The organism is Mesorhizobium sp. INR15 (assembly GCF_015500075.1).
In the GTDB taxonomy this organism is placed as follows: Bacteria; Pseudomonadota; Alphaproteobacteria; order Rhizobiales; family Rhizobiaceae; genus Mesorhizobium.
Window position 1 is genome coordinate 4,069,044 of record NZ_CP045496.1, and the last position, 13,504, is coordinate 4,082,547.

Consider the following 13,504-nt stretch of genomic DNA (forward strand, 5'->3'; position numbering starts at 1 on the left):
AGCCATGCGCATGATCCTGAGATCAAGCATCGCAGCGCTGTTGGCTGGCCTCGCCAGCGGCTGCACGACCGATGACTACGTGCGGACCGAAGGCGTGACGTCGGGTGCTGGCGACGCGCAAGCCGCCAACACCGTGATGCAGATGGTCGATCCGTGGAAATACGGTGTCCAAAACACAAAGCTGCTGGTTCCAGCGCAACGGGCTGGCTCCACAACCGCCGCAGCCGACCAGGCCGCCGGCGCGAAGTCTTCACAGACAGCTACAACCAATTGATTTGGCTGGCGATTGACCTGACGGGCTGACAAAAAATGGCAAGCGGCATCAAAACCAAGAAAATTCTGCTCGTATCCACCGACAGGACCTTCCTGCAGGACACGCGGACGGCATTTTCCGCCTCCGAAATCATCCAGCTTTCGACGGTTGAAAAAAGCGTCACCGAGTTGCGCGGCGAGATCCAGGAGACCGATTTCGGCGCGATCATCGTCGATATGGACGCGGCACGGCTCGAAGAAGTCGAGTCGTTGCAGCGCATCATGCGCCGGCTGGAGGGCCGGGTTCCGGTGGTCGTGGTCACCCAGGAGTTCAACGCGGCCGCGGTGCGTATCCTGGTTCAGCTTCAGGTGGCGGATTTCCTGGTCAAGCCGATCACCACCGCTGACCTCGTCCGTTCCGTCGTGCGCGCCTTGCAGGGACCGGGGCGCGAGGAGAATACTGAATCGCAGATCTATACGTTCATGCCGGCCGCCGGTGGCGTCGGCACCACGACACTGGCGCTGCAGACGGCTTTCCAACTGCATCACTCGGTGACGCGAGGAGCGTCGACATGCGTGGTCGACCTCAATTTTCAGCAAGGCGCCTGTGCTGAATATCTCGACCTCGAACCGCGTTTCGATATCACCGAAATCGAAAACCAGCCCGAGCGTCTCGACCGGCAATTGCTCGATGTGATGCTGTCGAAGCACGCGAGCGGACTGTGCGTGCTGGCGGCGCCGACGCATCCTTCGGAAATGCGCTCGTTCAAGACGGACGTCGTGGTGCGGATGCTGGATCTCGTTTCGGCCTATTTCGACAATGTCGTCATCGACATGCCGCGCACCTGGTTTCCGTGGACGGAGACGGTACTGCTGGGCTCCAACAAGCTCTACATCGTCGCCGAAATGACGGTGCCATGCCTGCGGCACACGCAGCGGCTGATCCAGGCGGTCTATGAGACTGCCGGCAAGGAAGTGAAGCCGAATGTCATCGTCAACCGCTTCGAGCAGAAGATGTTCGACAACGGCATCAAGCAGGCGGATGTCCAGGACATCCTGGGCGAGCATTTTGTTGGCGGCATCGCCAACAATTACCGCCTGGTGCGCGAGGCGGTCGACCGTGGCGTCCCCCTGCACGAGATCGACCCGAACGCCAATGTCATCAACGATCTGAAGAAGATCATCCTTCCGGAAGAAGCGGTCGCGACCCAGTTGAAATCGCGGTCGCTGTTCAGCATCGGCAAAGGCTTGCTGAAGAGGAAGGCAGGATGACCAGCCGTTTCTCCACCCTGCAGAACCGTGATGCACGGCCACTGCGCTCCGCTGAAGCGACACCGGTAGCGCATCACGCCGTAGTCATTCCGACGACCCGCAAGGTCCTGGCAAAGGCGGAGGCCTCGCCGGCAAAAAGCGCCAACAAGGTGCTGGATGCACGCGTGCGGATCCATCGCCTGCTGCTCGAAGAGATCAACCTTGTCGCGCTGGAGCGCCTGCCCAAGGATGAGATGCGCCGGCAAGTGCATGATTTCGTGCAGGAAAAGACAAAGCAGGAGCGGATGGCGATCAACGCCGCCGAGCTTGACGCACTGGTCGACGACATTGTCGACGAGATGGTTGGCCTTGGCCCACTGGAGCCGCTGCTGAAGGACCCCGAGATCAACGACATTCTGATCAACGGCCACGAGAACTGCTTTGTCGAAAAAAGGGGCAAACTGCAGCCGGTCAGTATTCCGTTCAAGGATGAGGCGCATCTGCTGCGCATCGTCAACAAGATCGTTGCCGCGGTCGGCCGGCGGGTTGACGAGTCCCAGCCGATGGTCGATGCGCGCATGCTGGATGGATCGCGCTTCAACGCCGCCATCCGTCCGGTCGCTGTCGACGGGCCGCTGGTCTCGATCCGCAAATTCTCCAAGAACAAGCTTGGGCTGCACAAGCTGGTCGAATTCGGCGCTATCACGCAGAACATGGCCGAAGTGCTTGCGGCTGCCGTGCATGCCCGCAAGACGACGATCATTTCCGGCGGTACCGGCACCGGCAAGACGACAATGCTCAATGCGCTGTCAGCCTTCATTCCGGAAGACGAACGGCTGATCACCATTGAGGACGCGGCCGAACTCCAGCTGCAGCAACCACATGTGGCACGCATGGAGACGCGGCCGGCCAACATCGAGGGCCATGGCGAGCTGAAACAGCGTGATCTGGTCAAGAACGCGCTTCGCATGCGTCCCGACCGCATCATCCTTGGCGAGTGCCGCGGCGAGGAAGCCTTCGACATGCTGCAGGCGATGAACACGGGCCACGAAGGCTCGATGGCGACCATTCACGCCAACACCCCGCGCGACGCCATTTCGCGCCTTGAGCAGATGCTGGGCATGACCGGCATGCCGATGACGGTGCAATCCATCCGCAGCCAGATATCCAGCGCGATCGAACTTATCGTGCAGCTGACACGTCTGTCGGACGGCAAGCGCAAGGTGACGAGCGTGACCGAGGTCACCGGCATGGAAGGCGATGTCATCCAGATGCAGGAGATCTTCCGGTTCGTGCGTACCGGCATGGAAGCCGATGGCACGATCCTTGGTTACTACGAGGCGACCGGCATTCGGCCGCGCTTTCTCGATGATCTGCGCGCCATGGGTATTGAATTTCCCGGCAGATATTTCGAACCCGGCCGGCCGCAGGAGTAACAGGGTGTTCAACGGGCTCAGCGCGATCTACGTCGTCTATGCCGCGGCAGCGCTTACCGGCATCATGATCGCCGAGGCCTGTTATCTGCTTTACGCCGGCCGCAGCGACAAGCGCACCGCCATCAACCGGCGCATGAAACTGCAAGAAAGCAAGATCAGCCAGGAACAGGTGCTGATCCAGCTGCGCAAGGAGCGCGGCCTCGATGCTGGTTCGCCGCTGTTTTCACTCGACCGGTTTCGCGCCTTGCGCACGCAATCGGGCATGATCATGCCACTGTCGAAGTTCCTGATGATTACATCCGGCGTGGCCATGGCCGTCGCTCTGGCCGCCGTCTCGCGTGGTTTGCCGCTGTTGCTCGGGCTGCTGCTGTTTGTCATGCTTGCGCCGATCCTGCCGGTGATGACGATGCGCTTCAAACGCGGCCGGCGGCTGAAGCGGTTCGGCATGCAGTTGCCGGAGGCGCTCGAACTGATCACGCGTGGCCTGAAGGCTGGTCATCCGGTGCCGGTGGCGATCGCCATGGTGTCGCGCGAGATGCCAGACCCGATTGGCACCGAATTCGGTGTCATCGCCGATGAGGTGACCTATGGCTCCGATCTTGTTTCGGCGTTGAATTCGCTGTTCGATCGTGTTGGCCACGAGGATCTGCCACTGTTCGTCACCGCCGTGTCAATCCAGACCAGCTCCGGCGGCAACCTGCGCGAAATTCTCGATGGCCTGTCGACGACCATCCGAGAGCGCGGCAAGCTGCGCCGCAAGGTGCGCGCCATTTCCACGGAAGGCCGGTTGTCCGCGTATATCCTGACGGCGGTGCCTGCTTTGCTGTTCGCAGCCATCATGGCGCTGATGCCGCAATACTACGCCGACGTCTGGGGCGTACCGAAGACGTGGTACATGATCGGCGGCTCGGTTACCTGGCTGATGCTGGGCAACCTGATGATGTTCAAGATGTCGAATTTCAAGTTCTGACATGCAAAGCCTTATCGAATTCCTCGCCTCGCTTGCACCAACGTCACTGGTTCCGGTCGCTGTCCTGCTGCTGGCCCTGGGATCCGCAGCCGTGGCATGGCCATTGGTGGCGGCGAAAGGCGGGCGCAACGAACTCAAGCGCCGGCTCAAGCTGGATGATATGCCGGTGGCCGCGAAGGCCGAGCCGTCTCAGAAAAAGAATACCGGCATCGTGCGCGAGACGGCGGTGAAGAGGGCGCAGGAGTTCTACGCCAAGAGCGATCCGGAAAATGTCGCCCGGCTGCGTTTGAAGCTCATCCAGGCGGGCTACATGGAGCCTCGCGCAGTCGGCATGTTCTTCCTCATTCGCTTCACCGCGATGATCGGCACGACGGTCGGCGTCTTTGTGCTCAACCGGTGGCTGGCCAGTCCTGACGCGACGATGGCCAGCCGGTGGGCATTCGTCATCCTGTCGGGCGCTGCCGGCTATTTCGTGCCAGGCCTGGTACTGGGCCAGAAGGTTCGGGAAAAGATGCGCGAGTACCGCAACGGTTTTCCCGATTTCATGGACTTGATGATCGTCTGCTCGGACGCCGGCATGAGCATGGAGGCCGGCATCGAGCGCGTTTCGAAGGAACTCGCCAAGACCTATCCGGCGCTCAGCCAGAATCTGCAGTTGGTGTCACTGGAGCTGAGGGCCGGCCGCAGCCTCGACGATGCGCTGAAGGCGCTTGCCGATCGCCTCAGCCTTGACGAGGTTCGTTCCTTCGCCACGCTCCTGCAGCAATCGAAGGAGCTCGGCACCAGCCTGTCTGGGGCGCTGCGCGTCTTTTCCGATGAGATGCGCCACAAGCGCATGTCGCTGGCGGAGGAGAAGGCGCACGCCTTGCCGGCGAAGATGTCGGTGCCGGTCGTGGTCTGCATCCTGCCGGTTGTGCTGATGATCGCTGTCATCCCGATCATCGTCAAAATGACGGCGCACTAGAGGAAGCGTTCAACTCTGCCGCACAAGCGACGACGCAAACAGCGGTATCGGGACACGCGGAGTCCGCAAAATACAAATTGGTGAGAAGCCCATGCGAATCCTGTTGCTCACCCTCTTGCTAGGCTTCACCGGCGTCAGCTTGTCGCCCGCCCGGGCTACGTCTGGCGATTGCGGCGATGCCGCGGCTTTGGTGCAGAAGGCCTATCCCAAGGCTCACAAGAGCGCCGACGGCGGATCATTCACACTCGAACCCGGTATCAGCATCGACCTGACGCTTTCGGACAGCGATGCGCCAATCGGCCTGCTCTGCAAGATCTGGCCCGCGCATGACGATCTGCTGTTGGTTGCAGTGCCACTGACCGACAGCGCCAAATCCAGCGGCGATGGACATGTCGGCGATATCGAGTTGCTGGTCGTCGACCGTAAAAGCCTCGACGTGCGCCAGCGCCTGCTCCAGCCCGGGCTGATGACCGATGATGCCATCGCCATCCGCAAGGTCGAATTCGATACCGGCCGCTACGGGCTGGCCCCCGGTGTCACCGCCTTTGGCCTGCGCATCGAAATGGCAAACCATTCACAGCCAAATCCGTTCAGCGAAACCGACCTGCGGCTCTATGTGATCGCCGGCGATGCCGTGCGTGCCGTCCTCGACGGCCTCGTCGTGGCCGGCAATGGCGGCGAAGGCGATACCAATTGTGCCGGATCTTTTCACACCAGTCAGACCAGCTTGACGATGAGCCCGACGAGACATCACGGCTATCACGACATCACCGTGGCCGAGCGGACGGACACCGACGAGCCGCTTCCCGACAAGAATGGCGAGTGCCAGTCCCATCCAGGCAAGCCCGTGAAACGGACCTACCGGCTACGCTATGATGGCAGCCGGTATCCCGTTCCCGCTGCGCTCAAGGTCCTGGAGCCCTGATGACGTGGTGTGCAAAACGGCGGTGGTTAACGCCTTGTGCTCCGGAAACCAAATCTTAGGTGCGTTTGCGCACCGAAGCTTAATCGCTGTCCTGTAGCGTAAGTCCTGAAGAACGACCCGGCAAATCGGGCGATGAGGCAGGGGCATGCGTCACATATCTTTTACGGCGGCCGCCGCGACGGCCGTATTACTTGTAGTAACAGGCTGTACGACAAGCGCGATCGACAAGACGAAGACGACGGCCATCCCGCCGGCGGCAAGGGCGATCGACACTTCCGACCTGGCACAGGGCAAGGCGCAATTTCGCGAGGCGAACTACGGCCTTGCCGAAAAGCATTTTCGCAAGGCGGTGGAGCTGAAGGCCGACAATGCCGAGGCATGGATGGGGCTCGCTGCATCGTATGACGAGCTTGGGCGTTTCGACTTCGCCGATCGTGCCTATGGCCAGCTTTTGAAGGTCGCCGGACGCAAGCCGCAGATCATCAACAACATGGGCTATTCACAGCTGCTGCGCGGCAATCGCAAGAAGGCCAAGGCGCTGCTGCTGGAAGCGAAAGCGGGCATGACCGACCCGGCGGTGGTCAATGCCAATCTGGCATTGCTGAACAAGGGTTGAGCCTCTTTCAGCCTCTGCCTTCTTCGATTTCGAGAAGGCATCGACGCTTTGTAAACCCTGTCCCAAGGTAGCGTTACGAGATTGGCGGAAAAGCACGCTTGAGGGTTGCCGCTGGCCTGGAATGCAGCTGTAACGGCGGCCTCAAGAGGTTGCGCCGCGTATGTTGGATTTCAGTTCGCTTCTGCTCGCGGCTGCACTGTCAGGCACCTGTCTCAGCATAACCATGTTTGCGATCTGGTTCACGGCGCCACGGGCCGGCTTTGTGCTGACGGTAGGGTGCGGCATTCTTTTGCTTGTCGCGCATGTGGTTCTGTTCTGGCGCTATGCCAAGGCTCCCAGTCCCTGGCTCTGCCAGTCCGTGCTGATGCTTCTCAGCCTGGGGTTCCTGACCCTCTGCCTGTCGGCCATGCAATATCTCGGCATGCATCATTACAGGCGCGCCATCTTGCCGACGCTCGCCGCAATGGCTGTCTGTGGGACGGCAACCCTCTTCGGCTTCGACGGCATCGGCTTCATCATCACCTATGCCGCTGTCACTGTGCTGCTCTCGGCGATCGGGTTGATGTTCTGGATCAAGGGCAGCAACGACCGCCGCATCCTGCTTGTGGTCTCATTCCTGAGCGGCATCTGCGCGGTGTCGTTTGGCCTGTGCGGGCTCGTTCTGCTGGTCAACGGGCAATGGACGCTCGGCGTTGCGCCGAACAACTGGGCCGAGGCATTGAATTCCGTGGTGGCGGTCGCCTGCATGACCGGGCTTGGCGCCTTAACGCTCTCGCTGCATCATCTGCAGGCGCAGATCGAGTTGCGGGCCGAGACAATGACCGACCCGCTGACGGGGCTGATGAACCGCCGGGCGTTGATGTCGCTTTATGGGGAGCGGAGCTTTGGTCCGTTCATGTCGGTCTCCATGTTCGACCTCGATCATTTCAAGAAGACGAACGATCTTTACGGCCATCCCGTCGGCGACCAGGTTCTATGCCGATTCGCTGCCGTGGTCAGGAAATATGCCCGGACCGGTGTCGATGCCTATCGGCTGGGCGGCGAGGAGTTCGCACTGGTCATGTCGCGGGTAACGGAAGACAGGGCTTACGACATCGCCAGCAAGATCAGCGTCGCTTTCGGCACCGAGATCGTGGCCACGCCGCGCGGTCCCTTACGCAGCACGGTCAGCGGCGGCATCGGCTTTGGACGTGTGGACGGCGCCCGTTTTGAAGATGTATTGGCGGAGGCTGACGCTGCGCTCTACGCGGCAAAGCGTGCCGGGCGAAATCAGGTCGTTGCCCGAAGACAGGAAGACAAGACCGGCCCGGTTGGACCGGCCTTGCGTTCCGCATAACAAGAACTATTCGGCGGCTCCGAGATAGTCCGACAGGGGCGGACAGGAGCAGACGAGGTTGCGGTCACCGGCAACATTGTCGATACGCGACACTGGCGGCCAGTATTTCGCGGCGGTGTCGGCGTCGCCGGCAGGATAGGCCGCTTCCAGCCGCGAATAGGGATGGGTCCAAGCGGCGGCCAGCGCCTCAGCGGCGGTGTGCGGCGCATTGACAAGCGGATTGTCGGCCAGCGGCCATTCGCCCTTGGCGACCTTCGCTGCTTCGCCAGCGATCGCGATCATCGCCTCGCAGAAGCGATCCACTTCGTGTTTGGGCTCGGATTCCGTCGGCTCCACCATCAGCGTGCCGGGCACCGGAAACGACATGGTCGGCGCATGGAAGCCATAGTCGATCAAGCGCTTGGCGATGTCATCGACGCTGATGCCGGATGCGTCCTTGAGCACGCGCGTATCGAGGATGCATTCATGCGCGACGCGTCCCTGGCTGCCCTTGTAGAGCACAGGGAAAAACGCATCGAGCCGCGTCGCGATATAGTTGGCGGAAAGGATCGCCGTTTCCGTCGCCTGCTTGAGGCCCGACGCACCCATCATGCGGATGTACATCCATGTGATCGGCAGGATCGAGGCACTGCCGAAAGGGGCTGCCGAGACGGCATGGGCCGAGCCTTCTGTGACGTGGCCGGGCAGATACGGCTTCAGGTGCGCCTTGACGCCGATCGGCCCGATGCCGGGACCACCACCGCCATGCGGAATGCAGAACGTCTTGTGCAGGTTCATGTGGCAGACGTCGGCGCCGATGTCGCCGGGCCGGGCGAGCCCGACCATTGCATTGAGGTTGGCGCCGTCGAAATAGACCTGCCCGCCATGTTCATGAATGAGCGCACAAAGATCGCGCGCGCCTTCCTCGAACACGCCATGCGTCGAAGGGTAGGTGAACATCAGCGCCGCGAGATTGGGCGCATGTTCGGCCGCCTTGGCCTTCATGTCCTCCATGTCGATATTGCCGTCTTCGGTGCAGCGCACGACGACGACGCTCATGCCGGCCATGGCCGCGCTGGCAGGGTTGGTGCCGTGTGCGGAGGACGGGATCAGGCAAATGGTGCGGTGGCTGTCGCCGCGTGAGCGGTGGTAGCCGCGAATGGCCAAAAGCCCGGCATACTCGCCCTGGCTGCCGGCATTGGGCTGCAAGGTAACGGCATCGAAGCCGGTGATTTCAGACAGCCAACCCTCGAGTTCGCCGATCATGGCGCGGTAGCCGGTCGAATGCCTAGCCGGCGCGAAAGGATGAAGATTGGCGATGCTCGGCCAACTGACCGGCATCATCTCGGCTGCGGCGTTGAGCTTCATGGTGCAGGAGCCCAATGGGATCATGGCGCGGTCAAGCGCCAGATCCTTGTCGGCCAGCCGGCGCAGGAAGCGCATCATCTCGGTTTCCGACTTGTTTTCGTGGAACACGGGCTGGGTGAGAAACTCCTTGCCGCGCGGCTTGCCGGGTATGGTGCTGGCGTCGGCACTGCCTGCCTTGGCGCCGAACAATGCCGCGATTGCTTCAAGGTCGGTCTCGTCGGAGATCTCGTCGAAGGCAATGCTGACGCGATCGGCGCCGATCACGCGCAGCAGCCGGCCGGATTTCTCGGCGGCGGCGGCGATCTCCGCTGCCTTGCCCTTGGTTTCCACAGTCACCGTATCGAAACGGCTGGCGCCGACTACGGCAACGCCCGCGGCCTTCAGGCCGGCGGCGAGGCGATTGGCCAGTGCATGGATGCGCCCCGCGATCGCCTGCAGGCCGACCGGACCGTGCCAGATGGCGTAAGCGGTCGCCATGTTGGCGAGCAGCGCCTGCGCGGTGCAGATGTTCGAGGTCGCCTTGTCGCGGCGGATATGCTGTTCGCGCGTCTGCAGGGCCAGGCGATAGCCGGGACGGCCCTTGCTGTCGGTCGACTGGCCGACGAGGCGGCCCGGCATCAGCCGCGTCAGTTTGTCGGAGACAGCGCAATAGGCGGCATGCGGGCCGCCAAAGCCCATCGGCACGCCGAAGCGCTGCATCGGGCCGACAGCGATGTCGGCGCCGAGCTTTGCCGGTGCATCGGTGAGGGTCAGGCCGAGCGGGTCGGCAATGAAGACGACGACGGCGCCCGTAGCGCGCGCCTTTTCGATGGCTGCCTTGTGGTCGCCATAGACACCGAACGTGTCGGGCCAGGAGACGAGCAGGGCGGCGGTGTTGTCGTCGATCGTGTCACCGTCGATCTCGATGTCGAGCGGTTCGGCGCGGGTGCGCACGACATCCAGCGTTTGCGGATGCGGCGTGCCGGCAAGGGCCACTTTGGTGCGTTTGTCGCGGTGATGACGCAGTGCGATGCCGACAGCCTCCGCGACCGCTGTCGCCTCATCGAGCAGCGAGGCCGATGCCACCGGCAGGCCGGTCAGTTCGGCAACCAGCGTCTGGAAATTGAACAGCATTTCGAGCCGGCCCTGGCTGATCTCGGCCTGATAGGGTGTGTAGGCCGTATACCAGGCCGGGTTCTCGAACAGGTTACGCTGGATGACCGGCGGCACCTGGACACCGTGATAGCCGGCGCCGATGAAGCTCTTCAGCACCGTGTTCTTCGCCATGATCGCCGAAAGCTCGTCCAAGGCCTCAGCCTCGCTCGCGGGCGCTGGCAAAGCCAGCGGCCGGTCAAGCCTGATCGACTTCGGCACCGACTGGCTGATCAGCGTTTCGACTGAGGGCACGCCGATGGTGGTCAGCATGGCTCTGATTTCGTTGAGGCCAGGGCCGATATGGCGGGCCGAGAAGGGGTAGGGTGCTGCGGTCATGTCACTGCGTCCTGCTATCAACCGATATGGGCCTGGTATGCGGCCTCATCCATGAGGCCTTCGAGCTGGCTTTCGTTGGCGAGCTTCATCTTCCACAGCCAGCCGGCACTGGTTGCCGCCGAATTCACCAGCGACGGATCCGACGACAGCGTGCCGTTCGATTCCGTGATTTCGCCATCGACAGGCGCGTAGACGTCGGATGCCGCCTTGACGGATTCGACGACAACGGCGGTGTCGCCCTTGGCGAGCTTCTTGCCTGCTTCCGGCAGTTCGACGAAGACGAGGTCGCCGAGCTGTTCCTGCGCATAGTCGGTGATGCCGACGGTGGCGATACCGCCCTCGACACGCAGCCATTCATGATCTTCGGTGAAATAGGTCGTTGCCATGGGAATCATCCTTTGCGGTAGCGATGCGGTGTGAAGGGCAGGGAACTGATATCGACGGGGATTTTCGTCCCGCGCACGTCGGCGAAGACCCGGGTTCCGGGTTTTGCGAGCGGCGTCGAGACATAGCCCATGGCGACCGGATGACCGGCCGATGGGCCAAAGCCGCCCGAGGTGACATGGCCGGCGGGATTGCCGTCGGCGTCGAACAAGGCAACCCCGGCGCGCACCGGCTGGCGGCCTTCCGGCTTCAGGCCGACGCGCTTTTGCGCAGGCCCGCGTTCCAGGACGGCGCGTAGCGCATCGGCACCGATGAAGGCGCCGGTGGCGCGGATGTCCTTGGGGACCGCCCACATCAAGGCGGCGCTGGCCGGGTCGGTTTCTGGCGTGATGTCCTGCCCATGCAGGCAAAGACCCGCCTCCAGGCGAAGACTGTCGCGGGCCGCGAGCCCGATCCACAGCATGCGCTCGTCCTCAAGCAGTTTCGCGACGAGGTCGCGCGCGTCCGCCTCGGGCAGGCCGAGCTCAAAGCCGTCCTCGCCGGTGTAGCCTGAGCGGCTCATGAACCAGTTCTTGCGCGGTTCCCCATTCTTCCCCAATTCGATGCCGTGCATGAACAACAGCGAGCCGGTTTCGATACCGGCACGTGACAGCACGGCCCAGGCTTCGGGGCCTTGGATCGCCAGGAAGACGCGGTCGAGCGCGTCGACCTTGACGTCGAAATCGTTGGCCAGGGCACGCAGATGCTTTTCGTCGGCCACCGCGTTGCCGGCATTGGCGACCACCATGAAGCGGGTATCGCCAAGCCTGGTGACGATCAGATCGTCCGTTATCCCCCCGGCCTCATTGAGGAAGAACGTCAATTTGGACTGCGAGAGTTCAAGCGCGCCGGCGTCCAGCGGGCAGGCGCGGTTGAGCAGCGAAACCGCACCTGGTCCGCTGACTTCGAACAGCTTCATATGCGAGATGTCGAACAAGCCGGCATGCTCGCGTGTGTGAAGATGCTCCTTCATGACGCCGGCCGGATAGGTTAGCGGCATGGACCAGCCGGCAAAGGCGCCAAAGCGCGCGCCAGCGGCGATATGCATATCTTCGAGGGGAAGGTGTGTTGTGTCGTCGCCCGTCATGTCATCTCCAGAGTCGCACGCAATCGGCCGCGAATGGCGACCAGTCCGTGCCCCTCTGTCTGAAGCCTGAGAGACTCGCGCTGCCGGAACTCTGTCAGCGGCGCTTACACCTTCGGCGCGGGGGCAAGCCCCGACTTTCCAGAGTGTCTTTCCCGTCTACGGTTCTTTTGCCTGAGAGATTTCGGGCGATTTCCCCTTCGGCGACAGCTTTCGCTGTTCTCTCCCGCAAACAGGTAGGGCTCGTAAAAGCCCTCGACTCGTCATCCATAGCCCGTGTGCGACGGCTTGTCACCTGCCAACGACATGGTTCTGACAAGTCTTCGCTAACCACGCCGTTTGCCGGTTTCTCAAGACACTCCTGATATATTTGCGTTGGATTGGGCTTCGGGGACCGGCAATGGCCGGCGGCGGACGGGGACAAAATGGGCGAATTGATCATGACCGCGCCGGTGGCCGGACTGACTTCCAAAAACCGAATCACCGTGGATGACGTGACAATGCTGCGCCACGACGTGTTCGGCGACGGCGTGGTGACACGCGGCGAGGCCGAGGCACTGTTCGCGCTTGACGCGACGGCGAGGGACAAGTGTCCGGAATGGCCAGTTTTTTTCGTCGAAGCCGTCACCGACTACATCGTCCATCAGGAAAAGCCGGCCGGCTATATCTCGCAGGACAATGCCGATTGGCTGATCCGCACCATCTCGCGCGACGGCATGGTCGACAGCCGGACCGAGCTTGAACTGCTGGTGCATGTGCTGGAAGAGGCGAAATCATCGCCGGTCAAGCTCTGCACTTATGCGCTTGAGCAGGTCGCGCACGCCGTGATCGACGGCAAGGGGCCTCTGATGCTCGGTGGCAGCCTGGTTCCCGGACTGGTGGCGAAAGCTGAAGTCGAGCTTCTGCGCCGTATCCTTTATGCACATGGCGGCGAGGGCAACATCGCCATCACGCGCGCCGAGGCCGAGATCCTGTTCAAGATCAACGAACGGACGGCCACGGCCAACAATGATCCGTCGTGGAACGACCTCTTCGTCAAGGCGATCGCCAATTTCGTTATGTGCTCGGCCGGCTACGAGGCGCCGACGCGAGACGTGGCGCTGCGGCAGGACGCCTTTCTCGATCATGCCAAACCGGAAATCGGCGGCTTCTTCGGCCGCATGGTGTCGGGCGGCCTTGCCGGCATTATCGAGGCCTATCGTTCGCCTGCCGATACCGAAGCAGAATGGGAAGCCAGGAACATGGCGGCCGAGGCGCTTGCCCGCCGCGCCGAAACGATCGATGCCGGTGAAGCCAAGTGGCTGGTCGAGCATATTGGGGTCGACAGACCGCTTTACGAAAACGAGCGCGCGCTGCTGACCCTGATCAAGCACGCATCGCCGGAAATCCACCCGGCGCTGCAGCCGCTGCTCGACAAGGTGGCCTGAACA

The 13,504-nt window shown here is 62.2% G+C and carries 12 protein-coding genes and 1 riboswitch; of the genes, 9 read left to right on the forward strand and 3 right to left on the reverse strand.

The features are described 5' to 3' along the window. The first annotated feature begins 4 nt into the window (after window positions 1–4). The 8 genes from GA829_RS19810 (at window position 5) to GA829_RS19845 (ending at window position 7,750) form a co-directional block, all read left to right on the forward strand. Window positions 5–274, forward strand: a complete 270-nt coding sequence (locus tag GA829_RS19810; RefSeq protein WP_195174373.1) for a hypothetical protein — start codon at window positions 5–7, stop codon at window positions 272–274. Window positions 275–309: 35 nt separating this feature from the next. Then, entirely contained in the window at window positions 310–1,524 is a 1,215-nt protein-coding gene (locus GA829_RS19815; RefSeq protein ID WP_195174374.1) for an AAA family ATPase, read from the forward strand. Then, a complete protein-coding gene (locus GA829_RS19820) occupies window positions 1,521–2,939 on the forward strand; it encodes a CpaF family protein (RefSeq protein WP_195174375.1) in 1,419 nt (472 codons plus the stop codon). Before GA829_RS19815 ends, GA829_RS19820 begins: the two co-directional genes overlap by 4 nt. A 4-nt stretch (window positions 2,940–2,943) precedes the next feature. Then, window positions 2,944–3,909, forward strand: a complete 966-nt coding sequence (locus GA829_RS19825; RefSeq protein WP_195174376.1) for a type II secretion system F family protein — start codon at window positions 2,944–2,946, stop codon at window positions 3,907–3,909. Between the two features lies 1 nt (window position 3,910). Then, the gene (locus GA829_RS19830) at window positions 3,911–4,873 is read left to right on the forward strand and encodes a type II secretion system F family protein (protein ID WP_195174377.1); all 963 of its coding nucleotides are present in this window, start codon (window positions 3,911–3,913) and stop codon (window positions 4,871–4,873) included. 91 nt (window positions 4,874–4,964) lie between these two features. Further along, complete coding sequence (locus tag GA829_RS19835; RefSeq protein WP_195174378.1) at window positions 4,965–5,798, forward strand: PA3715 family protein; 834 nt, start codon at window positions 4,965–4,967, stop codon at window positions 5,796–5,798. Between the two features lie 145 nt (window positions 5,799–5,943). Next, window positions 5,944–6,414, forward strand: a complete 471-nt coding sequence (locus tag GA829_RS19840; RefSeq protein ID WP_195174379.1) for a hypothetical protein — start codon at window positions 5,944–5,946, stop codon at window positions 6,412–6,414. Between the two features lie 160 nt (window positions 6,415–6,574). After that, complete coding sequence (locus GA829_RS19845; protein ID WP_195174380.1) at window positions 6,575–7,750, forward strand: GGDEF domain-containing protein; 1,176 nt, start codon at window positions 6,575–6,577, stop codon at window positions 7,748–7,750. Between the two features lie 6 nt (window positions 7,751–7,756). Here the strand turns inward: GA829_RS19845 and gcvP are convergent, their stop codons facing one another. From gcvP to gcvT, 3 genes are read right to left on the reverse strand one after another with little or no spacing between them, the layout of a single operon-like run. Next, window positions 7,757–10,567 (reverse strand): aminomethyl-transferring glycine dehydrogenase, encoded by a 2,811-nt coding sequence (gene gcvP, locus GA829_RS19850; RefSeq protein WP_195174381.1) that lies wholly within the window; start codon window positions 10,565–10,567, stop codon window positions 7,757–7,759. A gap of 17 nt (window positions 10,568–10,584) precedes the next feature. After that, window positions 10,585–10,953 (reverse strand): glycine cleavage system protein GcvH, encoded by a 369-nt coding sequence (gene gcvH / locus GA829_RS19855; protein ID WP_195174382.1) that lies wholly within the window; start codon window positions 10,951–10,953, stop codon window positions 10,585–10,587. A gap of 5 nt (window positions 10,954–10,958) precedes the next feature. Continuing rightward, complete coding sequence (gcvT, locus tag GA829_RS19860; protein WP_195174383.1) at window positions 10,959–12,077, reverse strand: glycine cleavage system aminomethyltransferase GcvT; 1,119 nt, start codon at window positions 12,075–12,077, stop codon at window positions 10,959–10,961. Between the two features lie 149 nt (window positions 12,078–12,226). Next, window positions 12,227–12,313, reverse strand: a riboswitch (glycine riboswitch). A 186-nt stretch (window positions 12,314–12,499) separates the two neighbouring features. On the opposite strand from gcvT, the gene GA829_RS19865 reads away from it, so the two are divergent. Further along, window positions 12,500–13,501: a hypothetical protein gene (locus tag GA829_RS19865; RefSeq protein WP_195174384.1), complete on the forward strand. Its 1,002-nt coding sequence runs from the start codon at window positions 12,500–12,502 to the stop codon at window positions 13,499–13,501. The last annotated feature ends 3 nt before the right edge of the window (window positions 13,502–13,504 follow it).

Bases quoted from the DNA above. Each gene is read 5' to 3' on its own strand.
- GA829_RS19810 (WP_195174373.1), top strand. From the start codon at position 5: ATGCGCATGATCCTGAGATCAAGCATCGCAGCGCTGTTGGCTGGCCTC.
- GA829_RS19815 (WP_195174374.1), top strand. From the start codon at position 310: ATGGCAAGCGGCATCAAAACCAAGAAAATTCTGCTCGTATCCACCGAC.
- GA829_RS19820 (WP_195174375.1), top strand. From the start codon at position 1,521: ATGACCAGCCGTTTCTCCACCCTGCAGAACCGTGATGCACGGCCACTG.
- GA829_RS19830 (WP_195174377.1), top strand. From the start codon at position 3,911: ATGCAAAGCCTTATCGAATTCCTCGCCTCGCTTGCACCAACGTCACTG.
- GA829_RS19835 (WP_195174378.1), top strand. From the start codon at position 4,965: ATGCGAATCCTGTTGCTCACCCTCTTGCTAGGCTTCACCGGCGTCAGC.
- GA829_RS19840 (WP_195174379.1), top strand. From the start codon at position 5,944: ATGCGTCACATATCTTTTACGGCGGCCGCCGCGACGGCCGTATTACTT.
- GA829_RS19845 (WP_195174380.1), top strand. From the start codon at position 6,575: ATGTTGGATTTCAGTTCGCTTCTGCTCGCGGCTGCACTGTCAGGCACC.
- gcvP (WP_195174381.1), bottom strand. From the start codon at position 10,567: ATGACCGCAGCACCCTACCCCTTCTCGGCCCGCCATATCGGCCCTGGC.
- gcvH (WP_195174382.1), bottom strand. From the start codon at position 10,953: ATGGCAACGACCTATTTCACCGAAGATCATGAATGGCTGCGTGTCGAG.
- gcvT (WP_195174383.1), bottom strand. From the start codon at position 12,077: ATGACGGGCGACGACACAACACACCTTCCCCTCGAAGATATGCATATC.
- GA829_RS19865 (WP_195174384.1), top strand. From the start codon at position 12,500: ATGGGCGAATTGATCATGACCGCGCCGGTGGCCGGACTGACTTCCAAA.